This is a genomic window from Halobacteriovorax sp. CON-3 (genome assembly GCF_043196995.1).
Taxonomy (GTDB): domain Bacteria; phylum Bdellovibrionota; class Bacteriovoracia; order Bacteriovoracales; family Bacteriovoracaceae; genus Halobacteriovorax_A.
In genome coordinates this window covers 54,233-81,202 of sequence record NZ_JBEBNA010000003.1, presented here as the reverse complement: position 1 = coordinate 81,202, position 26,970 = coordinate 54,233, and the positions used below count along the sequence as shown (strand labels likewise).

General features: G+C 37.8%; 28 protein-coding genes. 10 read left to right on the top strand and 18 right to left on the bottom strand.

Features of this window, described 5'->3' with window-relative positions; translation table 11 throughout:
• Window positions 1-28 precede the first annotated feature (28 nt).
• Entirely contained in the window at window positions 29-1,393 is a 1,365-nt protein-coding gene (locus tag ABMA72_RS15195) for a hypothetical protein (protein ID WP_392860111.1), read from the bottom strand.
• A gap of 179 nt (window positions 1,394-1,572) precedes the next feature.
• Between ABMA72_RS15195 and pyrE the strand changes: the two genes are divergently transcribed.
• From pyrE to ABMA72_RS15180, 3 genes are all read left to right on the top strand, one after another.
• Entirely contained in the window at window positions 1,573-2,205 is a 633-nt protein-coding gene (gene pyrE / locus ABMA72_RS15190; RefSeq protein WP_392860113.1) for an orotate phosphoribosyltransferase, read from the top strand.
• A gap of 130 nt (window positions 2,206-2,335) precedes the next feature.
• Window positions 2,336-3,607, top strand: a complete 1,272-nt coding sequence (locus tag ABMA72_RS15185) for a citrate synthase (RefSeq protein WP_393057775.1) — start codon at window positions 2,336-2,338, stop codon at window positions 3,605-3,607.
• Window positions 3,608-3,675: 68 nt separating this feature from the next.
• Window positions 3,676-4,707 carry a small ribosomal subunit Rsm22 family protein gene (locus ABMA72_RS15180; RefSeq protein WP_393057773.1) on the top strand — a complete coding sequence of 344 codons (1,032 nt, stop codon included), beginning with the start codon at window positions 3,676-3,678 and terminating at the stop codon, window positions 4,705-4,707.
• 28 nt (window positions 4,708-4,735) lie between these two features.
• Here ABMA72_RS15180 and ABMA72_RS15175 read toward each other — a convergent pair whose 3' ends face one another.
• Window positions 4,736-5,161: a hypothetical protein gene (locus tag ABMA72_RS15175; RefSeq protein WP_392860119.1), complete on the bottom strand. Its 426-nt coding sequence runs from the start codon at window positions 5,159-5,161 to the stop codon at window positions 4,736-4,738.
• A gap of 239 nt (window positions 5,162-5,400) precedes the next feature.
• Here ABMA72_RS15175 and ABMA72_RS15170 point away from each other — a divergent pair, with 239 nt between their 5' ends.
• Window positions 5,401-5,985 (top strand): hypothetical protein, encoded by a 585-nt coding sequence (locus ABMA72_RS15170; RefSeq protein WP_392860121.1) that lies wholly within the window; start codon window positions 5,401-5,403, stop codon window positions 5,983-5,985.
• A 56-nt stretch (window positions 5,986-6,041) separates the two neighbouring features.
• Here ABMA72_RS15170 and ABMA72_RS15165 read toward each other — a convergent pair whose 3' ends face one another.
• Window positions 6,042-6,308: a type B 50S ribosomal protein L31 gene (locus tag ABMA72_RS15165; RefSeq protein WP_392860122.1), complete on the bottom strand. Its 267-nt coding sequence runs from the start codon at window positions 6,306-6,308 to the stop codon at window positions 6,042-6,044.
• A 123-nt stretch (window positions 6,309-6,431) separates the two neighbouring features.
• Window positions 6,432-6,728, bottom strand: a complete 297-nt coding sequence (locus ABMA72_RS15160) for a hypothetical protein (protein ID WP_392860124.1) — start codon at window positions 6,726-6,728, stop codon at window positions 6,432-6,434.
• Window positions 6,729-6,854: 126 nt separating this feature from the next.
• Here ABMA72_RS15160 and rpmG point away from each other — a divergent pair, with 126 nt between their 5' ends.
• On the top strand, window positions 6,855-7,031 hold the full coding sequence (gene rpmG / locus ABMA72_RS15155; protein WP_021268365.1) for a 50S ribosomal protein L33: 177 nt from the start codon (window positions 6,855-6,857) through the stop codon (window positions 7,029-7,031).
• Between the two features lie 60 nt (window positions 7,032-7,091).
• On the opposite strand, the gene ABMA72_RS15150 is transcribed toward rpmG, so the two are convergent.
• From ABMA72_RS15150 to ABMA72_RS15105, 10 genes are all read right to left on the bottom strand, one after another.
• Window positions 7,092-7,592, bottom strand: coding sequence for a hypothetical protein (locus tag ABMA72_RS15150; protein ID WP_392860126.1), 501 nt, complete (start codon window positions 7,590-7,592; stop codon window positions 7,092-7,094).
• 16 nt (window positions 7,593-7,608) lie between these two features.
• Window positions 7,609-8,133, bottom strand: a complete 525-nt coding sequence (locus ABMA72_RS15145; RefSeq protein WP_393057771.1) for a hypothetical protein — start codon at window positions 8,131-8,133, stop codon at window positions 7,609-7,611.
• Between the two features lie 123 nt (window positions 8,134-8,256).
• On the bottom strand, window positions 8,257-9,198 hold the full coding sequence (locus ABMA72_RS15140) for an ABC transporter ATP-binding protein (RefSeq protein ID WP_392860129.1): 942 nt from the start codon (window positions 9,196-9,198) through the stop codon (window positions 8,257-8,259).
• A 16-nt stretch (window positions 9,199-9,214) separates the two neighbouring features.
• Complete coding sequence (locus ABMA72_RS15135) at window positions 9,215-10,177, bottom strand: ABC transporter ATP-binding protein (protein ID WP_392860131.1); 963 nt, start codon at window positions 10,175-10,177, stop codon at window positions 9,215-9,217.
• Between the two features lie 11 nt (window positions 10,178-10,188).
• Entirely contained in the window at window positions 10,189-11,085 is an 897-nt protein-coding gene (locus tag ABMA72_RS15130) for an ABC transporter permease (protein ID WP_392860132.1), read from the bottom strand.
• Window positions 11,085-12,110 (bottom strand): ABC transporter permease, encoded by a 1,026-nt coding sequence (locus ABMA72_RS15125; protein ID WP_393057769.1) that lies wholly within the window; start codon window positions 12,108-12,110, stop codon window positions 11,085-11,087. The genes ABMA72_RS15130 and ABMA72_RS15125 overlap by 1 nt, the downstream gene beginning before the upstream one ends.
• 11 nt (window positions 12,111-12,121) lie before the next feature.
• Window positions 12,122-13,723 carry an ABC transporter substrate-binding protein gene (locus ABMA72_RS15120; protein WP_392860135.1) on the bottom strand — a complete coding sequence of 534 codons (1,602 nt, stop codon included), beginning with the start codon at window positions 13,721-13,723 and terminating at the stop codon, window positions 12,122-12,124.
• A gap of 249 nt (window positions 13,724-13,972) precedes the next feature.
• A complete protein-coding gene (locus ABMA72_RS15115; protein ID WP_393057767.1) occupies window positions 13,973-15,214 on the bottom strand; it encodes a hypothetical protein in 1,242 nt (413 codons plus the stop codon).
• A gap of 199 nt (window positions 15,215-15,413) precedes the next feature.
• Window positions 15,414-16,523: an alanine dehydrogenase gene (gene ald / locus ABMA72_RS15110; RefSeq protein WP_392860138.1), complete on the bottom strand. Its 1,110-nt coding sequence runs from the start codon at window positions 16,521-16,523 to the stop codon at window positions 15,414-15,416.
• An 85-nt stretch (window positions 16,524-16,608) separates the two neighbouring features.
• On the bottom strand, window positions 16,609-17,397 hold the full coding sequence (locus ABMA72_RS15105) for an MBL fold metallo-hydrolase (protein ID WP_393057765.1): 789 nt from the start codon (window positions 17,395-17,397) through the stop codon (window positions 16,609-16,611).
• A 66-nt stretch (window positions 17,398-17,463) separates the two neighbouring features.
• Here ABMA72_RS15105 and ABMA72_RS15100 point away from each other — a divergent pair, with 66 nt between their 5' ends.
• On the top strand, window positions 17,464-18,852 hold the full coding sequence (locus tag ABMA72_RS15100; RefSeq protein ID WP_392860141.1) for a M16 family metallopeptidase: 1,389 nt from the start codon (window positions 17,464-17,466) through the stop codon (window positions 18,850-18,852).
• 19 nt (window positions 18,853-18,871) lie between these two features.
• A complete protein-coding gene (locus ABMA72_RS15095; RefSeq protein ID WP_393057763.1) occupies window positions 18,872-20,251 on the top strand; it encodes a M16 family metallopeptidase in 1,380 nt (459 codons plus the stop codon).
• On the opposite strand, the gene ABMA72_RS15090 is transcribed toward ABMA72_RS15095, so the two are convergent.
• Window positions 20,252-21,181: a hypothetical protein gene (locus ABMA72_RS15090; RefSeq protein ID WP_393057761.1), complete on the bottom strand. Its 930-nt coding sequence runs from the start codon at window positions 21,179-21,181 to the stop codon at window positions 20,252-20,254.
• A 134-nt stretch (window positions 21,182-21,315) separates the two neighbouring features.
• Here ABMA72_RS15090 and ABMA72_RS15085 point away from each other — a divergent pair, with 134 nt between their 5' ends.
• Window positions 21,316-21,927 (top strand): hypothetical protein, encoded by a 612-nt coding sequence (locus ABMA72_RS15085; protein WP_393057759.1) that lies wholly within the window; start codon window positions 21,316-21,318, stop codon window positions 21,925-21,927.
• Window positions 21,928-21,941: 14 nt separating this feature from the next.
• Here ABMA72_RS15085 and ABMA72_RS15080 read toward each other — a convergent pair whose 3' ends face one another.
• The 3 genes from ABMA72_RS15080 to ABMA72_RS15070 are packed head-to-tail and all read right to left on the bottom strand — an operon-like array spanning window position 21,942 to window position 24,100.
• Window positions 21,942-22,280, bottom strand: coding sequence for a polymer-forming cytoskeletal protein (locus ABMA72_RS15080; protein WP_393057757.1), 339 nt, complete (start codon window positions 22,278-22,280; stop codon window positions 21,942-21,944).
• A gap of 9 nt (window positions 22,281-22,289) precedes the next feature.
• Window positions 22,290-23,027 (bottom strand): hypothetical protein, encoded by a 738-nt coding sequence (locus ABMA72_RS15075; protein WP_392860146.1) that lies wholly within the window; start codon window positions 23,025-23,027, stop codon window positions 22,290-22,292.
• A gap of 11 nt (window positions 23,028-23,038) precedes the next feature.
• Window positions 23,039-24,100: a L,D-transpeptidase family protein gene (locus ABMA72_RS15070; RefSeq protein ID WP_392860148.1), complete on the bottom strand. Its 1,062-nt coding sequence runs from the start codon at window positions 24,098-24,100 to the stop codon at window positions 23,039-23,041.
• 226 nt (window positions 24,101-24,326) lie between these two features.
• Between ABMA72_RS15070 and ABMA72_RS15065 the strand changes: the two genes are divergently transcribed.
• Window positions 24,327-25,997 (top strand): hypothetical protein, encoded by a 1,671-nt coding sequence (locus ABMA72_RS15065; protein WP_393057756.1) that lies wholly within the window; start codon window positions 24,327-24,329, stop codon window positions 25,995-25,997.
• 8 nt (window positions 25,998-26,005) lie between these two features.
• The gene (locus ABMA72_RS15060; protein ID WP_392860150.1) at window positions 26,006-26,968 is read left to right on the top strand and encodes a GGDEF domain-containing protein; all 963 of its coding nucleotides are present in this window, start codon (window positions 26,006-26,008) and stop codon (window positions 26,966-26,968) included.
• The last annotated feature ends 2 nt before the right edge of the window (window positions 26,969-26,970 follow it).

The window sequence follows — 26,970 nt, the reverse complement described above, 5'->3', positions numbered from 1 at the left end:
GGACTCCATCTTTTAAGAAATCTTTAATTTACAGAATCGTCCTTTGTAGAGCGTTAAGTGGGTCTTTAAAGTTACCTTGATTGTAAACTTCCTTAATCTCTCGGAAGATATTTAATAAGTTTTTTTTGCCGCCGGTACTCGTACATAACTTTAAAATGTAGTTATTTGCTAGGATAAATGCGCATGAGTGGGCCGTCAGTTTATTTGTACTTAACTTATGAGGAAAGCCATCTCCTTTAGGTCTTTCATGGTGTTGGGCCACGACAAAGTCTGCCTCAGGATAGCCTGTGAAGTATTGTGCAATTTCGGCCGCCTTAAGAGGGTGGACGCGATAATTTTCCTGCTCACTTTCTTTGAACATTTTTAGCTGTGGGTCTTCTAGCGACTGAATCGAAGCAAGGTCTTCATTATCAAGCATTGAATCATACAGAAGTGAAGCAAGTCCAAGTTTCTTTTTAGAAGTTTCAGAGGCCCAACCTAGCGCCTGAAGAATAAAGTGAGATAAATAAAGAGTCATAATCGATTGTGTTGCAACATCAAATGGCCCTTTTGGAAATAATGAAAGAACATTACGATACTTCTTATTTTCAAGAATAATGTCGCGACTGCAAAGAATAACTTCATCACATAATTTGATGACGTTCTCAGACACACCAACTGTTTTTACATATTGATGAATAAGAAGAACCGCCTTAATTTGATTCTCAATAACTTCTGAGTCTTGTAACTTCTTTCTACTTTCAAATGTTTTTAGAAGGTTCTCGATTCCTTCTTCTAGAAATTTTAAATAATCGTTCTTCTTTAAATAGAGAACCTTGATATTCTTTCTTGCATAAGAGTGGATCGTTGAATGAGAGTACTTCTTATTTGCTGAAATAATCTTTGTATACTTTGTTTGTGTTAGCTCTAAGTAGACATCATAGGCGATAGTATCAAATAAATAGAAGCCACGAATTTTCATTGGTAGTAAATCTTCGTCTTCGAATTCTTCGATGCTTGAGCCGAAGTCTTCACTTTTTACCCAAGCGAGGGCCTTATTTACTGCGGCCATAAAGTCTTCTTCTTCAATAGGGCGCATAAGGGCAGAGCTTGATTCACTTCGTGCATACAGAGCATCTGGAATTCTCTGCTTAATCATGGCCTCCATACCAATAAAAATAAATGGCCTTTGACCAGTAATGGAAAGTATTTTTCCTGCTAGTTGAGAAGGGTCTTCGTTTTTAAGAGAAACTTCTATAATGATCATGGCAAATGGACCTTCAAAACTTAATAGGTCAATTGCATCATCACCACTAATTGCGCAATGAAGTTGGATATTTGGAAAACAATTAGAAAATGAATCCCTAATATATCCCCATTCATCCTTCTCATCACAAATATATAATGCTTTCAAAAACGTACTCCTTTAATCAACTAAATAATCAATTCTTTTAAATATATCCTCTACATCGGTAAGTTATTGAAATAATAAAATTTAGTTAGTAAAAAAAATAAACAAACAATTGATAATTATACAAGAATTCGACTTTTTAAGATGGATAAATTTGTTTAAACTATTTTAAAGGGGTTAGCATGACAGAAAAGACAGTCGCTCTTGTAAAAGAGATGATAAAATTTGGCTTAATTAAAATTTCTCCACAAAATCCATTTAAATACGCTTCTGGTAAAACAGGGCCTATTTATTGCGACAACCGTCTTATGTCTTCAGATCCAAAAATGTGGAAGCTTGCTATTGAATTAATGTGTGAGCAAATTGATGAAAATCAACTTTCTTATGACTTTATCACTGGTGTTGCAACTGCTGGAATATCTCACGCAGCAGCATTAGCATATCATCGTGGTGAGCCAATGAATTACGTTCGCTCAAAGCCGAAGGCCCATGGCACTGGTAAAGTAGTGGAAGGAAAAGTTGGCGAAAATAGTAAACTACTTTTAGTGGAAGACCTCGTTAATCAAGGCTCAAGTATTGAAAAAGTCATTAAGCTTATTCGCGAGCAGGGCCATGTGGTAGACTCTGTGCTGTGTTTGGTTGACTACCAAACTCCCAATGCCAAAAGAGTTGCCAAAGAGCTAGGAATTGATATTTTTTCTTTAATAAATCTGAATCAATTAGCCGATATTTGTTTGTCGCAAAAATTGATCGAAGAAAGAGGCCACGCCCTTCTTATGAAATGGCAGCAAGACCCAGATAATTGGGAAAATTAATGCAACGCTGTGCATTTTAGACGCAAGACGTGTCGACAGATTTAGCAAAAAAAGATATGTATCTACTTAATTTAATTCGTATTTTTTAACGTATTTAAGTTATATCCAACTTAAATTTTGGAGGAATAAAATGGCCGATAGTGCAAAAATTGAAATCAATGGTCAAACTATTGAAGTTCCTGTGATCAAAGGAACTGAAAACGAAGTCGCTTTAGACATCTCAAAGCTAAGAGCACAAACAGGTGCAATTACTTTAGATATTGGTTTTGTTAACACAGGATCATGTACGTCAAAGATTACTTTCTTAGACGGAGAAAAGGGTATTCTAAGATACCGTGGTTACCCAATTGAACAACTTGCTGAATCTTCAAACTTTGCTGAAGTTTCATACCTTCTTTACAATGGAAAACTTCCAACTGTTAAAGAACTAGATGCGTTCAATAAAGAAATTTCTGCTAATAGCAAGCTGCCAGGTGGTGTTGAGAAAATTATCGACCAATTCCCTGGTTCTGCTCACCCAATGGGTGTTCTAGCTGCTGCGATCTCATCTCTAAGTGGTTTCTACCCAGAGTTTCTAGATCCAGAAGCAACAGAAGAAATCAAGAACAAGGCAATTGTTCAACTTATGGGACAAGTAAAAGTAATGATGGCGCAATTCTATCGCAAGACGATGGGAAAAAGCCCACTTACTTCAAATGCAAAACTTGATTACTCAGCAGATTTCTTAAATCTAATGTTTGATGGTGAAGTTGACCAAGACGTTGCTGACGCTCTTGATACTCTTCTTATCCTTCACGCAGATCACGAGCAAAACTGTTCTGCTTCAACTGTAAGAGTTGTAGGTTCTTCACACGCTAACGTATTTGCTTCAATTGCAGCTGGTGTAACAGCTCTTTGGGGACAACTACATGGTGGTGCAAACCAAGCAGTTCTTGAAATGCTTGAAGAAATTAAGAAAGATGGTGGTGATTACCAAAAATTCATCGAGAAAGCGAAAGACAAAGAAGATCCATTCCGTCTTATGGGATTTGGTCACCGTGTTTATAAGAACTTTGACCCACGTGCAAAGATCATTAAGAAAGCATGTGACACAATTCTTACTAAGCTTAAAATCGAAGATCCACTTCTTGATATCGCTAAAGGTCTTGAAGAAGTTGCTCTTAAAGATGAGTACTTCGTTAAGCGTAACCTATATCCAAACGTAGACTTCTACTCTGGTATTATCTACAAGGCACTTGGAATCCCAACTAATATGTTTACAGCAATGTTCGTATTAGGACGTCTTCCAGGTTGGCTATCTCAGTGGAAAGAGCTAAGAGAAGATGGAGCACGTATTTCACGTCCTCGCCAAGTTTATATTGGTGAAAACGAAAGAGATTACGTAGCGCCAGAAAAAAGATAGTATAATCTTTTAAAGCATATTTAATTTGGGCCCAAGGACTTCTTGGGCCTTTTTTATAGGAAGTAGGAATGTTTGAATACGATAAAATTTTAAAGAGTCTTTTAAATCCAAATCTTAATAAGCAACAGCTTGCAAAACTTATTGGGACACAATCAACTCAATTTACAAGTGAGCGCACTAAGCTTAAGAATAATTACTCTGATGAAGATTTAATCAGCGCTTATACATCATTTTACTTTCCTACAAACGCTCTAAAACTTGAATTCTTAGTTGAGCACTTAAGTGAGCAAATGAAGGCAGAAATATCTAAAACTCATATCTTGGATATTGGAACTGGGCCTGGAACATATGCCTTTGCGGCCAGTGAGTTATTTTCAGAAGCTCTCTCATTTACGGGAGTTGATGAATCGAAGCTTATGATTGACCAGGCCAATAAGCTAAACGATGAGTACTTTCAAAACTCTAAAATTAGTTTTTCACAGACTCTTCCAAATGTTGATGATGCCCCACGAACTCTTATCTTTGGAAACTCGATTAATGAGATGGGAATGCCTGCGGCCTTTAAAATCATTAAACGTTATAATCCTAAGTTCATTATCTGTATTGAACCAGGAACAAAGGATGTTTTTAAGGACCTGTTAGCTCTTCGAAAGAAACTTCTTCTTATTGATTATAAAATTCAATATCCTTGCATGGGACAGGGAACTTGTCCTCTTGAAGGAATCGATGACTGGTGCCACCAGTCGATAAAAACATCCCTAGACTTCGAACTTGAGTCTCTCTCACAAGTTGCTAAATTAGACCGTAAGGTCATGCCTGCAACAATTCACTTCTATGCTCTTGAGCATGTTGAAGACAAGGCCGGACAAGCTAGAATCATTCGTCTTAAAAAGAATGTTAAACATGCATTCCTTTGGGATGTTTGTGATGAAAATAATAAGTCCGTTACTCTTGAAGTTCCTAAGAAGCTTTTTAAAAAGAAAGTTGTCAAACAACTAGAAGAGATCTCTTCAGGAATTAGTGTGCGCTATACAATCGATAAGGAACTCGAAAACTCTACGGTACGAGTTAAGAGTATTGTCGTTGAAGGGATTGAATAGGGGGGCGACACTTAGCTAGGCTACCCCACTATTTACTTTTTAACTCTTTGACTTCGTAGATAATTTTTTCTTTATCCATTTTGAAGTGTGGCATCGTTAAAACTTTAGAGAGAACATCTTTAGCTAGTTTTCTCATCTCTTTTGTTTCGAGAATGGCCATAAGTCGATTTACTTCTTCTTCAGTGTAATTGGCCTTTATACGCTTTTTGATTTCTTCTTTGATATCAACGAAGCTTGTATTGTCATCAATAATTTTTTCGAGTTTCTTATTATCTAAACTCTTTGCAGACTTTTCTATCAATTGTCTCTTAACAAAATCCGCACGCTCTTTTGAGTCGTTGATTAAGTATTGTTCTTTGATAAGAATGTCGGCGATATAATTGATCTTATTATCAAGGTTTGCCAATGCCGAATTTGATAGTAGAAAAAATGAGAGAAATAAAATCTTACGCATAGAAGTCCTGTCTTTATATTTTTAAATTTTAACATGGAATAAATTTTTAACCATAAGTGTAACCAAAGTTTTTTTGTAGATGATTCCTTAAGCTTTGTTACGCAATCACTCAATTTTATATTATCTCCACTTAGATATGTTTAGTAATATCAGTATGTTATGAATTTTTCTTCTCATCTTTTTATTTAGTCACGCCGAATAGTATTTGAGTGATTAACTAAGACAAAGGAGAGAGGGCCTTGAAGAAAATTATCATGTTACTTTTTATGCTAGCTACTATGACTAGTTGTGTGTCTGAGGATGATTTAGATTCTGTTTTTGGCCACTGTCCTTCAAGTGAAGATATTTCGGGGCCAGGTTATTCTGTGGATTTAACATCTGGCCAGCGAGTCGCGCAAGAGCTATGGATGAATGGAATTATTGGTGCAACTATTTATATGGACCGAATCAGGCTTTTTATGTCTTCCGAGAATTTAACTTCAATTACAGTAAGTGTATATAGAGACCTTGAAGAAGCACACTTGCACACCCCTGATGATGGCGTCTTAGTAGGAAGTGCAACTTTAACTAGTGGGCTGGGGAGTGCTGATCCTGCAACAGAGCATGACCTTTACTTTTCTTCCCCTGTTCCTTTTCAAGTTGGGAAAACTTACTATCTTGTTGTTGATACTGCAGGAGGTGACTTTTCGATGTCTATTACTTCTCCTGGGTATTTGTCTTATACAGGAGTTAGAGTCTATAACGGTTCAAGTTGGAATACTCCATACGGTTACGATACAAATATTTCATTTGATACGTACTACTCACACTGTACAGGTATCTAAAAAAAAAGCCTCGCAATGCGAGGCTTCTTTTATATTCGAAAAATTTAATTCGATAATTACTTTTTCTTCCCAAGTGAAGCGTAAGAAGTACCAAATTTCTTTCTGAACTTGTCAATACGACCTTCAGTATCAAGAACTTTAGTTTTCCCAGTATAGAATGGGTGAGAAAGACTTGAGATATCAAGCTTTACGTATGGGTAAGTTTTCCCATCAAACTCTTCTTCTGAATCAGCTTTGATTGTTGATTTTACTACAAATTTAGTGTCTGCAGAGATGTCATGGAAAAGAACTTCTCTGTACTCTGGGTGAATACCTTTTTTCATTTTAAACCTCGTTATCTTTTGCATTGCTTGGTACAATGCTGATTTAGTATTAATTAGAGATTTGAGCAATTTCGCCCATATAGGACCATTTGTCAAGATCTAATGTAGTGCTTCCAGTACTTCCTAGTGAGCGCTACAAGAACCACAGCCTCCGCCAGACTTATCGGTAGGATCATTGAATTGCCAATGTCCATATTTTTCATTGATAAAGTCAATAGCGCTCTTTAAAGAGCTGAAATCTCGTTGGAATACTTCCATATCTTCACCGTCAACAACAGTAACTGAATAGAGGATGAGCTCTTTTATTTGCCCATCTACTTCCTGGACATCTCCAGTCATGCCAATGAATGACTTAAAGTGCTCGCTATTGAAGTGAGCAAAGTTCCAGTTCTTTAGATTTACAAGATTTTGTGTTTCCATGCTGTATTTTTAGCAGTTGGCCCTTGCCATGACAATGTATTTCTAGTAAGTTTCTAACCTACGAATTGTAATTTGTATCAATTAGAGAAAACAATTTTAAGGTTTTATATATTTTAGGAGGCAGTTATGGCAAAGGGGCCAAGAGTTATCATTACACTTGAGTGTACAGAAGCGAGAAAGAATGGACAAACTCCATCTCGTTACACAACGACTAAAAACAAAAAGACTCACCCAGAGAGACTTGAAGTTAAGAAGTACAATCCTTTCTTAAGAAAGCATACACTTCACAAAGAAATTAAGTAATTTGATCTTTCAAATTTACATATAAAAAAAGCCTCGCATTGCGAGGCTTTTTTTTGCTTATTATTCAAACTGACATTCGTATTCGGCTGTTTCCAGTGACTTCTTTGAAAAGAATTTCTTTTTAAAGACATGGGCCTTCATTGAAGAAGGGTTATCAAGATTGAAGTCAACTTCTGTTGTGTAACCACGACTAGGATCTCTGAAAGAGAGGTGTGTCTCGCCATTGTCACTTACTAAAACCTTCGCTTTCTCAAACATTCTACCGTTTTCAAGAATTGTTGGGATAATACTTAGTCCCTCATAATTCTTTTCAGTATTCCAAAAAGACACTTTATAAGTTGTATTCTTATAGTCTGAGTATTGATTCTTTATAATTCCAAAACAAGCGACTTCACCAAGGAGCATATTCTCTTCAAGAACGTACGACTTTGCTTTCACGCGATTACACTTAATTACATTTGAAATTTTGTTCTCTGGCCAGCTTGGGTCAAAGAGTGTCTCATTGGCACAGAAATTTGCAAATACAGAAGATGTTAGTGCTAGTAAAATAATTGCTTTCATATACTTATCCTTTTTCTTAAAGAGCTTTCTTTAGGTATTTAACAACTTGATTTTGTGAAGGGGCCTTTACCGCCTTACGCTTTCTATTATCGTTACGATGTCCACCAGTCATTGTGTAGAAAATAGATCCATCACAAAGAGCACCAGTCTCATTAAGCATCATCAGCTCATTAATAATTTCTTCTGTTGATACTTCAACACCTTTCTTTGCAAGCTTTGTTTGCAATTGTGCTGCTTGCTCTTGTTGAGATTCCGCACTATTAAAGAACTGAACATAACCTTTAAGCTTTTTCTGTTGTGATGTTAGGGCCAGTCCTACTATTGGAAGGGCAAAGTATGCAGGAAATGCAGGAACACCAACCATGTATAGACCTATTGCTGTTACCGCATGGTAGGCCGACGTATTCTTTCTAAGTGATTTGATTAGCTTGTTATTATTATATGCAGTGATATCTGCTTGATATTGCTCAGAGCAAGATGATGCTGCAGCTGTTGAGCATATTGTTGCAATAATTAGTACTTTTGCGATGATTTTCTTCATCTGATCTCTCCTTCAAAATTTTTGTTTGAAGGCTTATATCAATTTTTGAGAGTAAATAAAAATAAGTTGAAAGAATTACAAAGAAGGCCCTCCAAAGGCCTACATGTGGAGGGCATAACATATCTATTTTTCAATAACTTCGTGGCAGAAGACATCTCTACTGTCGATGTGACGACACTCTGGAATTTTGCTCTTACAATGCTCTACTGCAAGAGGGCAGCGAGTATGGAAGTTACAGCCGGTCGGTGGATCAAGAGGTGAGGGAAGTTCCACATTCTTAAGTGGAGGGAATGTCTTAATCACTTCGTTTTCAACAGCATGAGCTGATTTTAAAAGTGTTTTCGTGTATGGGTGCTGAGGAGTATTAAAAATAACGTCACTCTTTCCATACTCACAAACTTTTCCAAGGTACATGACAAGAACCTTATTTGCGATATAACGAACAACTGAAAGATCATGTGAAATAAAAATATAAGTGAGGTTAAACTCCTCTTGAAGATCTTTTAAGAGATTTAGAACTTGTGCCTGAACTGAAACATCAAGTGCCGATACTGGCTCATCAAGAATTAAAACTTTTGGTTTTAAGATAAGTGCTCTGGCTATTCCAATTCTTTGGCGCTGTCCTCCACTAAACATATGAGGGTACTTGTGAGCATGAGCTCGACGAAGGCCTACCGTTTCCATTAGTTCACAGGCGCGCTCAAAAGCTTCTTTCTTCGTTACCTTTTCATTAATAAGGAGTGGGTCTGCAATAATCTCCCAGGCCTTCTTTCTTGGATTAAGTGATTCAAGAGGATTTTGAAAAACCATTTGGATGGACTTGTATAATTCTTTTGATGAAAGGGTTGAAAAATCTTTTCCACCAATTGTAATACTCCCATCCGTTAACTGTTCAAGGGCCATGAGACATTTTGCAAGAGTTGATTTACCACAACCTGATTCTCCAACAATTCCAAGTGTCGTTCTTTCTTGTAGTGTGAAGCTAAGTCCATCAATGGCCTTGACGAATTTATCTCCAACTGGATAGTGCTTCTTTAAATTATTTACTGTAATCGTATTGATCATATTTTATACCTAATTCTTAATTTAATGGGTGAATACAACGAAGAGAACGATCACCGTGGATCACAAGCTTTGGTAATGTTTCACATTGTTCTGTCGCATACTCACATCGCTTTCTAAATTGGCAACCAGTTGGGCGGTCTCCTAAGTCTGGAACCATTCCTTTAATTGAGTAAAGAGGAGCGTTGATATCATTTGTAAATGATGGAATTGATTTTAAAAGCCCTGATGTATAAGGATGGCGAGGAGAGTTGATCACGGCCATTGTAGGGCCTCTTTCAATTACTTCTCCTGCATACATTACCTGTAAATTTTGTGTGAAGTCTTTAACAACTGCAAGGTCGTGGGAGATAAAGATAACGGCCATACCAGTTTCTTTTTGAATCTCATCTAAGAGTTCGAGGATTTGTTGTTGAACAGTAACATCAAGGGCCGTCGTTGGCTCATCCGCAATTAAAAGCTTTGGGCTTGAGGCGATGGCCATGGCAATCATTACTCTTTGGGCCATTCCTCCAGAAAGCTCATGTGGGTAGGCCTTCATACGCTCTTTTGGTGCAGGAATTCCAACTTGGATGAGTAGTCTTTCAACACGATCTTTTCGTTCTTGTTTTGAAAGCTTTGGTTCGTGAATCAGTAGAACTTCTTCAATTTGATTCTCAACCGTATAGCATGGGTTTAGACTACTCATGGCATCTTGGAAAATCATACTGATGTCACCACCGCGAATTTGTTGCCATGATTTCTCGTTAAGCTTTTGCAGATCAACTCCGTTAAAGCTTAACTCATCAGCTGTTACAATGGCGTTATCATCAAGAAGACCCATGATGGCCATATTCGTGATACTCTTTCCACAGCCTGATTCACCAACAATTCCTAGTGTCTCACTTGCTTCAACTTCAAATGAAACATTACGGACAGCATGAATGAGTCCTTTTTTGGTTTTAAATTGTATATTTAGATTTTTTACTTTTAATAAGCTCATATATTATTTCTTTATCGTTTAAGTTTAGGGTCGAGGGCGTCTCTTAGTCCGTCTCCAAAAAGATTAAGACCTAGAACAACTGCTAGAATACAAAGACCAGGTAGTGTCACAAGCCAAGGAGCACTTTGAATATAAGGCCTTGCATCACTTAGCATAATTCCCCATTCTGGGGTAGGGGCCTGGACACCAAGTCCTAGGAAGCCTAGGGCCGCAGTAGAGAGAATCCCTTCAGATAGGCCAAGTGTTACTTGAACAATTAATGTCGCCATACAATTTGGTAAAATCTCTTTGAGCATGATGCGAATAGGAGAGGCTCCAAATGTTTTCGCAGCTTGCACATACTGAAGATTTTTAATCTCCAAAACATTTGCACGAATAAGGCGTGTAAATGAAGGAATACTTACAAGAGCAACTGCAAAGACTGCATTCATAAGTCCTGGCCCAATAACTGAAACGACAATGATGGCAAGTAAGATACTTGGATAAGCCATAAGGATATCAATGAATCTCATAATGACTGCATCCGTTTTGCCACCAAAGTATCCTGCAATAAGGCCAAGCATTGTGCCAACTAATGTTGAGATCAGAACAATTGAGATTCCAACAAAGAGGGAGATTTGAGCACCATAGATTAGACGGCTAAGAACATCTCGTCCTAGGTCATCTGTTCCTAAGATGAACTGGAATGACCCACCTTCTGCCCAAAAGGGTGGCAGGCGCAATTGACCTGGAAAGATTTCACTTGCTCCATGTGGTGCAATTAGAGGTGCTAGAAGTGCGATAATAATAAAGCCTAGAACAAGTGCGAGACCAAAGACCGCTCCTTTATTATCGCTGAAGTGATCAATAAATTCTTTGAGAATTTGAATATTTGTTACATTTGAGTTTTGAGTGTTTTGCGCTTCCATTATTTAGAACCTGAAATTTTTGGATTAACAATTGAGTAGATAATATCCACACACATATTGATGAAAATAACCATCAGAGCAATAAAGAGAATTCCTCCTTGGATGACTGGATAGTCGCGGGCGTGAATACTTGCCACAAGCCAGCGTCCAATCCCTGGCCAAGAAAAGATTGTCTCCGTTAGGATCGCCCCAGTGATGATACTCCCAAAAAGAAGGCCAATTACTGTTACAATTGGAATAAGGGCATTACGTACAGCATGCTTCCAAACAATCTTTTGATAGCTTTGCCCCTTGGCCTTGGCCGTTTGGATATAAGGTGCCTTTAATACTTCAAGAACACTTGATCTCGTCATACGAGAAATAACGGCAAGAGGAATTGTCCCCATAGCAATGGTCGGAAGTATGAGGTGTTTTAGCGCGGAGGTAAAAGGCGCAAATCCATCAAAGGAAATTACTTCTGGATTTAGTGTGTCGATTAACATCAGGCCTGTCACTCTTGGGACATCAAAGAGAACATCCATTCTTCCGGATACTGGTGTGATTCCCATATTAACTGAAAAGATAATGATAAGAATTAATCCCCACCAAAAAATTGGCATTGAATAACCAACAAGTGAAGTTCCCATCAGGAGGTAGTCCATAAAGGAGTTACGCTTTAAGGCCGCATAAACTCCGGCCGGTATTCCTATTAAGATGGCAAAGATCATGGCACAAATTCCAAGCTCTAAGGTGGCAGGAAAACGTGAGAAGAATTCATTAATAACTGTTTGTTTGGTGACAATTGAGATTCCAAAATCACCAGTGAAAATATTCTTCATATAAATGAAGTATTGCTCTAGGATTGGCCGATCTAGTCCTAAGGTTTTTTGCATGGCCGCATAGACTTTTGGATCTGCCCCACGTTCACCTAATAAAAGTAGAACTGGGTCACCGGGGACTAAGCGAACAACGATAAAGGAAAATAAACTAATCCCAATGAGTGTTGGGATTAGCTGTAAAAAGCGTTTCTTTAAAAAATTTTTCATATTACTTTTAGTTACTCGAGTGAAACTTTATCGAAGATATCGTTTCCTAGAGGGTGAATCTTATATCCTTTCACGTTACTTCTCATTGCACGGTGTACAGTTGAGTGGAATAAAGTGATCCAAGGAACTTCTTTTTTGAATACTTCTTGGGCCTTCATATAGTGGGCCGCTCTCTCTTTCTTATCACTTAGGCGCTTGGCCGCAATAACTTCGCGGTCATAATCTTTATTACACCAGTTCGCATAATTTGATCCTGCCTTCGCACCTTCACAACTTAGAAGCATATAGAGAAAGTTATCAGGGTCTCCATTATCACCAGTCCAACCCATCTGTAGCATCGCATGTTCGCCTGCATGGGCCTTCTTTAGGTAAGTTGGCCAGTCGTAAGTAACTAGCTCTACTTTGATACCAATCTTAGCAAGGTCTTCTTGCATAAGTTCACCCATCTTCTTTCCATTTGGGTTATATGGGCGTGAAACAGGTAGTGTCCAAAGAGTTGTGCTAAAGCCATCAGGAAGTCCTGCTTTCTTTAATTCTTCTTTGGCCATCTCAATATTGAAGTCATAATCTTTGACGTCGCCATTATATCCCCAAATCGTCGGTGGCATTGGGTTCTTTGCAACTGTTGCATAACCAAGATAAATTGGCTCAATATATGTCTTGCGATTAAGTGCATAATTAATGGCACGTCTTACATGAATATTATCAAACGGCTTCTTTTGTGTATTTAGAGCAAGATAACCAACATTTAGCCCTGGGCCTGAAAGAACAGTAATGTCTTTATTGGCATCAAGTGCAGCAATATCAGTTGGTGCTGGTTGAGTAGCTAGGTGACATTCTCCGGCCACAAGTTTTTGCGTTCGAACTGAGGCATCAGGTGTGATTGAAAAAACCATACGCTTAATTTTTGGAACACCATTAAAGTATTCTTCATTTGCCACATAGCGGATCATTGTATCCTTCTGGTAAGACTTAAAGATAAATGGCCCTGTTCCAACAGGTTTACGATCCACAACTTCAGGAGTTTTGGCCGCTAACATCTTTTCACCGTATTCACGAGATAAAATACTCGTGAAGGCCATGGCAAAATTTGCAAGTAGGGGAGCTTCTGGATGGTGTAATGAAATTTGGAGTTGATGCTTATCTGTTTGCTCAATACTCTTGATGATATTACTCATTCCCATTCCATCCCAATACTCATAGATTCCTCCACTTACTTTGTGGTATGGGTGATCTTTCTTGAACATGCGATTAAATGACCAAACGATATCGCTCGCATCTAGATTACGAGTTGGCTTGAATTCTTTTGTTGTGTGAAATTTTATATCTTTACGAATATTGAAAGTATAAGTTAGCTGGTCATCAGAAATCGTCCAGCTCTCTGCAATTGAGGGGATGATATTTGTCGATCCAGTTTCAAATTTAACAAGACGATTATAAAGAGGGTAGACTGCAGCATTATGTGATGGGCCATCTGTTAAAAACTGTGGGTTAAAGCCAGAAGGAGAGCCCTCTGAACAATAAACAAAAGTTGATTTATTGGCGCCGCCTTTTCCTGAACATGAGACAACAAGTGTGGCCATCATTAATATGGCCATTAAGCTTTTAAGCATTCTTCTCTCCCTTACTTAAAATAAATTAAATTAAATTTTGTTTAATCAAAATGATACGTAGCATTTTAAGCCTCGTAAACAACGCCTCGCGACAATTTGATTAAATATAACTTCTTTTTACTAGATTATTGTGAGGAGAAAATAATAGAAGAACCCTCTACGTGGTAGTAGAGGGTTCTTTATTATAAGTGGCCTTCATCAATTCCCTAATATTGAAGAAGGCCCTTATTTTAAATAAGGGCCAATTTATTAAAACTTAGCTTTTGTATTTAATGTGTGTGTTACTGACTTTAGTTCTTGCCCAGGTACTTTTGATACTAGTGGAAAGAATGTAAGTGTAACCTTAAGCTCACGTGCCTTTTCAAATGGGCCGAGAGGAAATTTCTTAATCTTTTCAAACCCATGCTTCTTTAACTCTTCTTTGAATAGAATATTTCCATTATCAAGTAGAGACTTATTGAAATTTAGAAGATCAATTGTTTTCTTAAAGTGAATCTTCTTCTTTTCTTTGTCGTAAACAACGATTTCTGCTCTTAGTTGCTCCATTCCTTCTGTGAAGTTAGAAAGCTCTAATTCAAATTGACCTTTGATCCCAACTTTCACATTTTCTGGATTTACTAGAATCGGTGCTTTGGCCTCATCAAGGTCGAAGAACTCTACTTTAAGTGTTGACTCATAATTGTAGTCAGAAGCTCTTGTGAAGTCTGATACCTGGAAATTAATTTGAGTCGCATCTTTATTTAAGTTTTGTACAAGAGTATCAAAGCTCTTAAGTTCATTGCTAAATTCAAGTGTGAAGTTTGCATCAGCTTTATCAATTGCACCAAGGTATTGTACTTTTACTTTGTGAGTTACATTTTCCATTTCTTTATAAGCAACTGTACGAGTCTTTGTACATGAGTATGGCTCTGAACGGTACTTTGTTACATCACGACATACATATTTTTGGTAAGGAACATTGTCACATACATTGCGTCCTGGACGAGTGTGACATCTTCTAACTGGTACATTACGACAAACACGATCTTGGTATGGAACTGAACGACAAATTTCGCGTCCTGGTTTTGTCTCGCAAACACGACGGCTATCACGTTGACGACACTCTTGTCTGCCATTTACTGTACGGCAAACTCTCTGACCTGGAACTGTACGACATTCTTGTCTTGAAGGCCCTCTTGTACATTCGCGACGATATTTTGTTTCATAACGACATTGGTAATCGTAATCTGTTTCACAAATTTGACGACTTGGTTCCCAACGACATTCTCTACGATAGTCTGTTTCGTATCCACACTCTGTGTCTTGGTATGGAATTTGGCGGTAACATGTCCCTTCGTATGGCTCTTCTTTGTACTTAGTAACTTCAACTTCCTTAGCTAGTACTTGTACATCATTATCACCACCATTGAATGAGAAGTTTAATTGATGATCGCTTGCATTCGCAGCGAGTGTGTAACATGCGAGCATAAGCCCGATTATAATTTTTGACATTTCTCCCCCTTAAAAAATAACAGTTGAGAGTTTTTATCGAGATTTAAGTGAAATTGAAAAAAATACGGTGGTAAATTTTAAATTAACCTCAAAATGTAAGATATTTTGAGAAAAATGACAGTTATTTAGTGTGGATATTTAGGGGCCAAACGATTTTTGGTAAGAAAATGGCCCCAGGTCGGGGCCAATATTTTAAATCTTAGTTTAGATTAAGTGGAGTGTACTCAAGGTTTAGATCTTCAGCGACTTGCTTGTACACAAGCTTACCTTTATAGATATTGATCCCTTTCTTGAATGCGTCGTCCATCATTGCAGACTCTTCAACACCGTACTTAGCAATCATACGAGCATACTTAAGAGTTACGTTTGTCAGTGCATAAGTAGAAGTTTGAGCTACCGCACCTGGCATATTTGCAACACAATAGTGGACTACACCATCAACTAGGAAAGTTGGATTCTGGTGAGTTGTTGGCTTACAAGTCTCAATACATCCACCTTGGTCAACAGCAATATCAACAACTACTGAACCTTTTTCCATCTTAGAGATCATCTCTCTTGTTACAAGCTTCGGTGCCTTTGCTCCAGGAACAAGAACTGCACCAATAACAAGGTCTGACTCTTGTACTGCTTTTTCAATATTATCGATATTAGAGAATAGAGTCGTGATTCTGTTATCAAATAGATCATCAAGTTCAGCAAGACGCTTAGTTGATAGATCGATAGCAGTAACATCTGCACCCATACCCATTGCCATCTTAATTGCGTTAGTTCCCGCAACACCACAACCGATAACAGTTACTTTTGCTCTTCTTGTACCAGGTACACCACCTAGAAGAACACCTTTTCCACCGTGGTCAATTTGTAGGTAAGCAGCACCAATTTGAGTTGCCATTCTTCCTGCAACTTCTGACATAGGAGTTAGAAGTGGAAGTGAACCATCTGCTGGTTGGATCGTTTCGTATGCAATACAAGTTGATCCTGATTCCATAAGACCTTTTGTTTGTGGCTCATCTGCCGCAAGGTGAAGGTATGTGTAAAGAATATGGTGAGGTTTTAAAAGAGCAATCTCTCTTGCTTGAGGCTCTTTAACCTTGATGATCATTGTTGATTTTTCAAATACTTCTTCAAGTGATGGAAGAATTTTTGCACCAGCTTGAATATATGCTTCGTCAGAAATTCCAATTCCAACACCAGCATTAGTTTCTACGTAAACTTCGTGACCATCGTGGATAAGTTGTCTTACACCACCTGGAACTAGACCTACGCGATTTTCGTTATTTTTAATTTCCTTAGGAACACCAATAATCATAAAAACTCCATTGAATTGAAGGCGTTAAAATACTCATAAAATTTATGAGGCAAATATAATTGTTTTCATTTGCTATTACAATATATTAAACCTCGAATTTTAACCCGTCATAGGCAACTTTGACACTTCCATCTGGAAAGTGATGGTCACACTCTTTTTGCAAGCTGTCGTGATCCAGTTCATGGCCCATATGAGTAAGATAATTATGCTTAGCACCTATTTTTCTGATGTATTCAAAGCTTCGCTCCACGTAGAGATGGGCAGGGTGTGGCTTGTGTCGCACACAGTCAATGATTAGGGAGTCTAATTCATATGAACGCAGTTTATCGATCTCGGCCTGTGGAATCTCATGACAGTCTGAAATAATGGCCAGCTTTCCAATAATGAGGCCAAGTGTTATGCCATTTCCATGTGGGAGGTTTATGAATTCACAATCTAAATCACAAATCTTACTTACTGTATTCGGTTCAATTTCATTGAGTAAAAGCCTCGGACTTGAGCCAATGTGGCCAGGGTTATTTCCAAAAATATAACCAAATCTTATATTGATAATATCGGCACTATTTTGATCAGTGTAGAGGTTGATAGGGTGCTTAAATGTGAATGTCCTTATATCGTCGATGCCGTTCAAGTGGTCTGCATGGGCATGTGAAATAATCACCGCACTAACGTCCTTAACTCCCTCGCGCAATAATTGCGTGCGAAGATCTGGCCCCGTATCAAAGAGAATTGTGGTATCATCATGTTGGATTAAAAATGATGTTCGCATACGTTTATTGTGTTTATTAGAGCTCGTGCAAACTGGACAGCTGCAGCCTAACATTGGAATACCTGTACTTGTTCCGGTTCCTAGGAACGTAACTAATAAATTCATAACTTTATATTGCCAAGAAAATCATAAGTTTTTAAGCTATTTATATTAACTTTTATTGGAGATTTGATGTTTAAAGCAATTAATTTATTTGCCTTTATTACTGCAGCTCTTATTCTAAACTCATCATGTTCATCAACTAATGAAGCTAAGCATTCTGGCGACACTGATCTAGGGTCACTCGAGCTTAATATTGATGTTCAAAAGCACACTTTAGATAATGGCCTGCGCTTACTACTTGTTCGCGACTCGAAGTTACCGATTGCCTCAATTTACACTTTCTATGATGTTGGTGGCCGTTACGAAAGAAAGGGCACGACTGGAGCAACTCACTTTCTTGAGCACATGATGTTTAAGAAGACGAAGAATTTCCCAGCAGAGTATTTCTCTGACTATATTGAAACATATGGTGGGAATTCAAATGCCTACACAACATTTGATAACACGGTCTACTACGAGAATATTGCAGCTCCAACAGTTGAGAAAATGATTGAGCTTGAAGCTGAAAGAATGGCAAATCTCATGCTTGAAGAAGTACCTTTTGAAAAAGAAAGACAAGTTGTTCTTGAAGAAAGAAAGATGCGCTATGAAAATAGGCCAAGTGGAAAGATTCATCTTGCGATGATGAAAGCAATGTTTAAAGGAACTCCTTATGGAGGATCTGTAATAGGGGACGCAAAGGACGTTAAGGATTTAGATCGCAAGCAAATGCTTGAGTTCTACCATGACTTCTATGCTCCAAATAATGCCATCATGGTTATTGTTGGAGATATCAATCCTTCTTCAACACTTTCTAAGGTTAAAGAGACAATTGGAAAAATTCCAATGAATAAGAATCTTGTCGCTAAGAAGGCAAAACTTGATGATGCTGGAAGATACAAGAGACAGGCAAAACTTCCTTATGTGAGAAGCCTTAAGGGACAATCTAAGAACCCAATGTTTAGACTAGCTTTTCCTGCTGTATCAGTTACTCATGAAGACTCATACGCTCTGGACTTCTTATCTGATATTTTAGGAACTGGAACAAGCTCTTACCTTGTTAAGAATTATGTTGTTTCAAAGTCACCAAGACTATCAAAGGTTTACTCGTATAATTATGGCCTTAAAAATGGTGGGATCTTCGTCATTGGAGGAGAGCTTCTTCCAAAGAAAGGGATCAAGGATACTCGTCGTAGACTACTAAGATCACTTAAGCAGTCTTGTTCTAAAGCAATCACACCACGTGCAGTTCAAAAAACTAAGAATATGCTTCTAAAGCAATACTACGAAGCAATTTCAACAAATGATGGTTTAGCAAGTTTTCTAGGTTCATCAGAGTTCTTCAATGGTGACTATAAAGAATATAAAAAACAACTAAAGAGTTATAGTGAAATGACTGTTGATCAGGTACGTGATGTTTGTCATCGTTACATTTCTGGTAACGATTATGTTTTCTTATCAATTTGGGATCGTAACTAGAATGAAAGGATTAGTAGCTATGAATAAAATTTTAAAATCATTAATCATTGCATCCACATTCGTAAGTGTTGGTGCCAATGAACTTGTCGATAAAATTGAAAAATTTAAGTGGGATAATATTGATGTCACTTATATTCAAGATGATAAGTTTCCAACTTATAATGTCACGATCTTCTTTGCTGACGGTGCCATTAAAGATGGACGCACTAAAGGTGTAACTAAGATGATGTTTGATCTACTGGAGAGTGGGACAAATCGTTTTAGCTTAAATGAAATTGCGGACAACTTAGAATTCTATGGTGTTTCAACTTCTTCAAATGTAACACATGAATTCTCAAGCTATACTTATAGTGGACTTGCAAAAGATGTGATTCCAACGACAAAGAAAATTTGTCATATCTTTAGAGATGCTGTTTATCCAAATCAAGAATTATCTAAGGCAAAGAAATCTCTTATTGCACAAAGACAAAATCTTGTTTCAAATCATGGTGAACTTGCTTCAACGGCGTTTCGTTCAATTAGTTTAAAAGGAACTCCATATGTTTCAGATGTAAGAGGTAGGCTTCATGATATTAAGCGTATTAAGAGAAGCTACCTTCAAAGTCGCCTGAAGTATTTTAGAGATGATGTGAAGAAGAAAGTTTATATCACAGGACCTCGCTCACTTCTTAAAGTAAAAAATATCATTACTGACGAATGTGGCTTCAATGCTAAGGCAAGCTTCATTAGAAGATTGGACACTGAGGTTAAAGAGATAAAGAAATTTAACCCTGAAAAACCTCTTATTCACTTTGTTGAAGTCCCTAAGGCAAACCAAGCACAGGTGAGAGCAGGGGTTTATATTGCAAAGAAACAGGACCCTGGTTTTGAAAATCTTGAATTTATGTCTCAATACTTAGGTGGTGGATTCACATCGATTCTTGTTAAAGAATTAAGAACTAAAAGAGGTCTAACATATTCAGCGTGGGCAACAGCTGGTATGCAAAAAGATTACGGACGCTCGATACTTTCAACTTTTACAAAGGAAGAAACAGTAGGGCAGATGGTTCAAGAAGTCGTGAAGATTTTAAAAGACAACTCTGAGGCCACAAATATCTCAATGGAAGAAATTGAAAAGGTTAGAAAGGCCGTTAAGGGTGGATTTGCCTTTCAATTTCAAAAGCCATCAAGCTTTATGAGACAGCTTGTAAGTCTTGATAACTCTCAAGTTGATATCAAAAGATTCCTTGAGTACACAGAGTCTGTTGATAAGATTTCACAAGAGGATGTTGCAAAGACTGTTTATGCGGCCTTCCCATATGATAAGGTACAAATCGTTGTTCTTGGCGATAAGTCCATGAAAAAGGCCTTAAGCAAGATCGGAAAGATTAAAACGTATTCTTATAAGAATTTTCTCTAATCAATACTCTGGGACAACCAGAACATGGGTAGGGCCGGAAAGGCCTTGCCCAATTGTCCTTACCAAAGAATAATCACTAATATCAATTTCCACTAAGTGATTATATGAATAATCAGAAACAATAATATTTCCACTATGCAGTTGTGCAACACCTCTTGGATTTGCAAGGTATGTCGTATTGCTATAACTCGCTCCTGTTGCGCTTAGAGTACTGTCATATTCGACAACTTGGTCGGTAGTTCCACTCCAAATTCCAACAATATCTCCATTATCTAACTCGATAGCAAAGTAGCCATCATTTGCACCAGCAGGACTTCCCACACTATTTTGTTGAACACCATCTTCATCATAAGTCCTAATCTGATCAGAGCCACGAGAGCTTATTAGAAATCCACCATCAGCTAGTGGTGCCATACCTTGTCCAGTATTAATAATATTTGTAATAGGAAAACCTGAGGTCTCTCTTTGATGTCCATCTCCCAAAGGCGTAAATAGCTCCAGATTATTAGATTCAAGAACGGCGATATTTCCATTTGCTAATTCTGTCACACCTCTAAGAGCTCCGTTTAGGCCAGAGTGAACAATCACGTCAGAAACCTTTCCGGTATAGGCATTTACTCCTAGAACTCGGTCATTACCATCAGTTGTAAAAAGAAGCTGATTATTCTCGCTTGACCAACCTAGGGCCAAAAGTAGAACACTATTACCAGTAGCCTGATAGATTGTTCTCTTAAAGACTCCATTACTATCAAGCTGAACAATTGAGTCGGCCGTATAATTCATAACTATGATATCTCCTGGCTCAAGATAATTCCCACTAGGTGCCGGCAGAGGCTCTGCTTTGATGACTGACTCGACTTCCTTACAAGAATTAAGGCCAAGGATTAAGGTGATAAAAAATATTAGCTGTCTTATTTTTAACTTTCTCATGCCTAAAGAATCGGGCCAGGCCTAAAATAAAGTTAGTTGTGGCCTTAAATAGATTAGATTGAGAAAAAACTTCCGCCTATCTTGTTTCAGGAAATTTTATTTTCTTTTTGTTACAATAGGTTAGAGGTGGTTAATTGAGCTTAGCTAAATATTTAAAACTATTCACTTTACTTCTTCTGTGCTTCCTTGGCCAAGCTGCCAAGGCCGAATTCTCCTACCTGAAAATCGATGGAGTCTTTGGTATTGGAACCAACGATAAAATGGACCAATATGATACGGCAACGAGTGGTATCGGCTACAACTTCTCCTATGGAGTAAGAAATCGTATTACAGGTATTGAGGCCTTCTACACTAGTGTTAATTTAAAAGGTGACATTAGGCACGGAGGAGTCGATCGTGTGGCCGTTCAGTCACTTGCTATCTACGGTGTTGAGTTCCATATCTATCCAACTCAAAGACTGGCCATAAGAATAGGCTACGCCTTAACTTCTTTTAACGATTATATTGAAGGAAATTCTGACGAAAATATTTTTGCAGGTGCCGCAAATACATACGGACTTAAGAAAGAAACAACCCTAGGGGGCCTAAGAGTAGGTGTGGGTTATGACTTCTTTCACATTGGAAGAACAACTCATTTTCACTCAAGTTATACTTATCAGGAAAATGGTGATGGCCATGAGAATCTAATCTCATTAGGGATTGTCTTTAAATTTCAACGCGGAATTCTTGATCGCTTAATTCGCTAAGAACTCAGAAAAAATTATGACTCTAGTGTATGCCCTTGCATATTAACCTTTGCTCCTGGAGCAATATTAATATTCTTAGCAACAATTTGACCTTTAACTGTTCCTGTAGGGAAGACCTTAACCTTTCCTTGTGCAGTAATATCACCACAAACAACACCGTAGATATTTAAGTCACCACAGCGAATACGCCCTTTAACATTTCCTTGTGGTTCAATTGTGAGTTGATGTTTCTTATCAATTTGAATATCGCCTTCGATTGTAGAGCAAATATGTGAAGGTCCTGCTAGAACGATATCTCCTTTGATCACTGAGCCAATACCAACAAATGTAAAATTTTGATCTCTTAAATCCATAATTGGCCCTTACTTAATCTCTTCTCTGAAAAGTTGTTGATGAACAATATCACCAAGACGGTTAAAGATTAGAATTTTAAACATAACAGTTTTGTTCTTTGGCATATCAAATTTAGCTGTTACTGGACGAAAGCGTGATGTCGCAAATGATTCACCCTTTGTGTAGTTAAGAGAGAAGTTTCTAATTGAGTCTCCACCTTCAGGATAGTGAAAGTAGTTATTTCCATCAAATAAGAAGATATGAATATAACCTGAAACCTTATTATTATCTTTTGTAATATTGATAATATTAAAGTTTAGCTCGGCCTTATCATCTTTCTTCGTGACCTTTAGATCTTCGATATTAATACTGGCCGGACTCGTAAGGTCTTTCTGTCCCTTAACAGGAGCAATAATATTAAGTGAACTGGCACTAACTGCACTGATCGTCTCATTAGCAAGGCGATTCGTTAGATCAAGATTAAGAGTTGTTAGTTCTGTATTCTTTTGTGCCAGAGTCGAGTTCTCGTCTCTTAAATTTTTGATAATAAGAGGTTCTTTGGCCTTAATAAGTTTTTCGATATTCTTCGTATAAAAGTAAGAGCCAGCTAGGGCAAAAATCGAAAAGACTGTTAGGACAACTGGTACATAAAGAATTGCTTTATACTCACGTGGAGAAAGCTGTAAGTATCTTGGTACTTTATTATTTTCATAAAGAATGAAAGACAAATTATTCTTTGCCTTTGAACTACTTGATGGTGTGGACATCCCGTTCCCTTTTAATTTTCGCTATATGGTCTCGTTAAAGTGAGATTCAATGTGAAAATTTGTTTTGGGTCTTGCGAAGTAAAGAACCTCTGTGATGGTTCGAAACTTAAGTGCTCCCTCTCGTTTGTAATATCCATTGGAATACGCTGCCATCTCTCTGCTACAATTTTCCATTTGTAGTAAGCATCACGTTTTAAATAGAGTGTTTTCTTTCCAATGTCATTAATTGTATTACTAGTGTAGTCTTGCTTAAACGTTACGACAACATAGTCATCAGCTTTTAGGACAGTAAGGTCCTTTAGTTGAATTGACGGTGTCCCTGGGTTTGCAAATACGGCCCTTTTATATTGAGCAAACGAATTATAGCTTCCACGTGTTGGGTCAACAAAGTCTGTGCGTGAATAGAAATTTAAGTAGTCTTTGATATTCTCTGTTGACCAAGCTGTTAGCCAACCATTAACAGTATCAAGAACTTCATTCTTCTCTTTTAACCATGTTTCTTTGTTAAAGAATTTTAGGTTGTGAACAACAACAATATTGGTCTTATTAATTTCAATAAACTTTGAAATATCAATGAGGTTGATATTGTGAGCAACTAGACATCCTTTTGAATCAAGGCCTTTATCAATTCTTGGCTCGTTATCTGTTGAGTGAAGCCAGATTCCGCCACCTGTTTTTCCTTGGGCCTTGTCAATTGGGTTAGGGTAGTTAAGAACAAATGCTCCAACTCCATATTGCGCACCAAGCTCTCCATGTCTTTTAATGAGATCCTTGTGGTCGATAAATTGATTAAAGAAGTAAACACCTTCTGGAGTTCTGCGGTCTCCTTGGAATGATTTATTTCCAACCTTCTGACCTGTGGCCATTTGATAAGTTTTAATTAATCGTGGTAGGCCATCGTTATTTTCATATAGGTAGAGAGTGTGAGTTGATTTCTCTGCAACGATCACATGGTGAGCGAAGTAATCATTTAATAAAAGCAGATTTGATGGATAGAATTCCTGAGCGACACTACTCATAGAAAAAATAGTCGATGTAATAATAGTCGATAAAAATAATAGTTTTTTAATCATGAAAAGCCTTTATATTTGATAACTACCTAATATTGTAGAACATTTTTTTACCACTACTCAAGTATTTATCCCCCAAAAAGCAAAATAACTTTCGACAAAATAACTTTACGAGTCGTAAATACTTAACTTTTTTCAAAAAAAGGCGAAAAGTAGAGGGTAAGGATTTAAGAAAAGGCCATATTTAAATAAATTTCATACGTTTTGCATGGCCGCGATGGGGAAAAATATGTCAGCAGAAAAGAAGCAACAAGAAGAGTTACTCGCTGAAAGTGAGAAAATTCAAAATGCAGTTGATGAAGTTCTTGGAAGCGATACTGAGGCAAACAGTGACGCACAGGAGAAAACTTCTTTAACGCTTGTTGACACAAATATTGACTTTTCTCAGCTAAACAATGAGGCCAGTTCCCCACTGGACGAAGGTATTGAGCTTAACTTTGATGATGTAAGTGCCATTGATCTTTGTGCTGAAGGGGATATTATTGAAAATGCCCCTGCCAATGCAGATTCTCCAAATGATCTCGATATGGACTTTTCATCAAGTATTAAGATCAATCTTACTCAGGAAGGGGATACCATTCCTAATGCATCAATTGATGCTGTTCGTGAGGATGATCTCGACCTTGATAACAATCCAATTATTGTTGAAGATAAAGTTGAGGAAGCACCTGAGGCCCAAGTAGAAGATGTTGAAGAGGCCGAAGAAATTGAAGCACATGCTTCTGAGGACGACTTCGAGGTGAGCCTAGGCGAGTTAGATAATCTGGATAATCTGGATAATCTGGATGACGAACTAAGCGAAATGGAGATGTCATTAGGTGATGACCTAGATGACGATCTTGATGGTGAGCTTGGGGACTTAGGTGATCTTGATGACCTAGGGGATTTCGGGGATGTCGATGATGATTTAGGTGACCTCGACGACGTCGATGATGACTTAGACGCAGACCTTGATATGTCTCTTGATGCTATTGAAGCGGAGGATATGACAGACGAAGTTGAAACTCCAGTGATGCAAGCTCCTCTTGAAGCTGAAGACACGATGGCACAACTTGATGGCATGGTTGAGACAAACCAAGAACACCATGAGACGCCAGCAGTTTCATCAGAAGAAACATTAACTGTGACGGCAGTATCACCAACAGAAGTAACTTCTAATTTTGATATGAATGACTATGAAGCAGTGGAGACACCGGCAGCAGAAATTGCACAAGACTTTACTTCTTCTGAGCATGGGACAACTCAAGCCTATGCCAGTGCAAATATTAATTTTCATCCAGGGCATATTTTAAGCTCCCTGAGTGAAGACCAGCTTCTTGACCTAAGAGTTACTGTTACTGAGTTGAAAGAAGATCGAATCAATCTTCTGTCTGAGTTAAACGAACTTAAGACCATGGTTGAACTCCTAAAAAGAGAATCACTTAACTTAAGAACTGAAGTTGATGAAAAAAATATTGAGCTATCAATTGCTAAAAAACGACATGCTATCGAAGTAGAGGAGACTAAGTCTCAGCTTGATAAGTATAAGCATGGCCTCGAGTTAAGTGAGGCGAAGAATAAGGCCATGAAGGAAGAAATGGCCGAGTTTGGCACGCGCCTAAAGATTGACCATACAAGCATTAGAGCACGTGAACAGGAACTGGAAAGTCAATTAGAGCTAATGGCCATTGACAGTGATAATAAGATTAAAGCAAGAGATGAAAAGATCTTGGAGCTTAAGCGTAAAATAGATACTCTTGAGTTTAATATGGAAAATGTTGCAATCAACGAGAGACAAGCAAAGAAAGAAAGAATGTTAGCACAGCAAAAACTTGAACGCCTTATTACAAACTTAAGGGGATCTTTGAATGTAGTTGCTGATACATTAGAATTAGATGATGATTTAGGATTGGATGATTAATAATTAATATGCTGGAAAAACAATATAAAGCACTTTTAGATTTTATCTGTCAAAATGTTGAAGAACATAATTTCAATATCGTTTTGAAGTCCTTTCGTGACTTTATTAAGACAGAGTTTGATTCAAAAACGCCACTTGTTTTTGCAACACTTGATAATGATTCGGCAAATCCCATTATTCGTGACTTCTACAATAATAAAGTTATTGAAGAGTATCCAAGTAAGGTCTATCAAGAACTTATGGGGGCCTTAAAAACGCAGAAGCTTCACGTTGATATCGAAGGTGATAAGTACCGCTTTGTGGAAGTCGGCTTTAATGGTAGCCAAAGCTTATACCTAGTACTCAATGGAGAGTATTCGACAGATATATTTAAGCAAATAGAAAATTATATTCAATCGAAATTTAGAAGCCTTTTACAAGTCAAAGAGCTACAGCGCCTTCAGGCCTTAGCACATGTTGATGATGTCACAGGCCTATATAATCAAAGAAAGTTTAAAAGTGATATTGACGCTGCTATTAGAGAGTTTGAAGCATTAGAGCGCTCATTCTCTTTAATCTTCATTGATATTGATTATTTTAAAAGTATCAACGACGGCCATGGCCACTTAATTGGAACAAGTTTACTTCAACAGGTTGCTGAGACTATTCGCGCAACAGTGAGAGAGGATGATCTTTGTTATCGTTATGGGGGAGATGAATTTGTTGTCCTTGCTCCATACTCTTCACTGGAAGACGCTAAGATGATTGGTCAACGAATCCTTAACCGAGTTAAGTCGACTGTCTATAAGATTGAAGCTGATTTAGAAATCAATACTCACGAGGATGAAGATGTCCAGCTGAGTGTCTCAATTGGTGTTGCCAATTACCCAACTAACGCTTCTGGACGTAATGAAATCATCGGAATGGCCGATAGAATGATGTATGAAGCAAAAAAGTCTGGACGTGGCAAAGTCTGTGTAGCAGACTCATAAAT

Coding starts and splice junctions, on each gene's coding strand:
- ABMA72_RS15095 (WP_393057763.1), top strand. CDS start 18,872: ATGAATAAAATTTTAAAATCATTAATCATTGCATCCACATTCGTAAGT.
- ABMA72_RS15135 (WP_392860131.1), bottom strand. CDS start 10,177: ATGAGCTTATTAAAAGTAAAAAATCTAAATATACAATTTAAAACCAAA.
- ABMA72_RS15160 (WP_392860124.1), bottom strand. CDS start 6,728: ATGGAAACACAAAATCTTGTAAATCTAAAGAACTGGAACTTTGCTCAC.
- ald (WP_392860138.1), bottom strand. CDS start 16,523: ATGATTATTGGTGTTCCTAAGGAAATTAAAAATAACGAAAATCGCGTA.
- ABMA72_RS15070 (WP_392860148.1), bottom strand. CDS start 24,100: ATGATTAAAAAACTATTATTTTTATCGACTATTATTACATCGACTATT.
- ABMA72_RS15120 (WP_392860135.1), bottom strand. CDS start 13,723: ATGCTTAAAAGCTTAATGGCCATATTAATGATGGCCACACTTGTTGTC.
- rpmG (WP_021268365.1), top strand. CDS start 6,855: ATGGCAAAGGGGCCAAGAGTTATCATTACACTTGAGTGTACAGAAGCG.
- ABMA72_RS15145 (WP_393057771.1), bottom strand. CDS start 8,133: ATGAAGAAAATCATCGCAAAAGTACTAATTATTGCAACAATATGCTCA.
- ABMA72_RS15140 (WP_392860129.1), bottom strand. CDS start 9,198: ATGATCAATACGATTACAGTAAATAATTTAAAGAAGCACTATCCAGTT.
- ABMA72_RS15105 (WP_393057765.1), bottom strand. CDS start 17,397: ATGAATTTATTAGTTACGTTCCTAGGAACCGGAACAAGTACAGGTATT.
- ABMA72_RS15090 (WP_393057761.1), bottom strand. CDS start 21,181: ATGAGAAAGTTAAAAATAAGACAGCTAATATTTTTTATCACCTTAATC.
- ABMA72_RS15060 (WP_392860150.1), top strand. CDS start 26,006: ATGCTGGAAAAACAATATAAAGCACTTTTAGATTTTATCTGTCAAAAT.
- pyrE (WP_392860113.1), top strand. CDS start 1,573: ATGACAGAAAAGACAGTCGCTCTTGTAAAAGAGATGATAAAATTTGGC.
- ABMA72_RS15100 (WP_392860141.1), top strand. CDS start 17,464: ATGTTTAAAGCAATTAATTTATTTGCCTTTATTACTGCAGCTCTTATT.
- ABMA72_RS15185 (WP_393057775.1), top strand. CDS start 2,336: ATGGCCGATAGTGCAAAAATTGAAATCAATGGTCAAACTATTGAAGTT.
- ABMA72_RS15065 (WP_393057756.1), top strand. CDS start 24,327: ATGTCAGCAGAAAAGAAGCAACAAGAAGAGTTACTCGCTGAAAGTGAG.
- ABMA72_RS15080 (WP_393057757.1), bottom strand. CDS start 22,280: ATGGATTTAAGAGATCAAAATTTTACATTTGTTGGTATTGGCTCAGTG.
- ABMA72_RS15180 (WP_393057773.1), top strand. CDS start 3,676: ATGTTTGAATACGATAAAATTTTAAAGAGTCTTTTAAATCCAAATCTT.
- ABMA72_RS15115 (WP_393057767.1), bottom strand. CDS start 15,214: ATGTCAAAAATTATAATCGGGCTTATGCTCGCATGTTACACACTCGCT.
- ABMA72_RS15130 (WP_392860132.1), bottom strand. CDS start 11,085: ATGGAAGCGCAAAACACTCAAAACTCAAATGTAACAAATATTCAAATT.
- ABMA72_RS15075 (WP_392860146.1), bottom strand. CDS start 23,027: ATGTCCACACCATCAAGTAGTTCAAAGGCAAAGAATAATTTGTCTTTC.
- ABMA72_RS15150 (WP_392860126.1), bottom strand. CDS start 7,592: ATGAAAGCAATTATTTTACTAGCACTAACATCTTCTGTATTTGCAAAT.
- ABMA72_RS15165 (WP_392860122.1), bottom strand. CDS start 6,308: ATGAAAAAAGGTATTCACCCAGAGTACAGAGAAGTTCTTTTCCATGAC.
- ABMA72_RS15175 (WP_392860119.1), bottom strand. CDS start 5,161: ATGCGTAAGATTTTATTTCTCTCATTTTTTCTACTATCAAATTCGGCA.
- ABMA72_RS15125 (WP_393057769.1), bottom strand. CDS start 12,110: ATGAAAAATTTTTTAAAGAAACGCTTTTTACAGCTAATCCCAACACTC.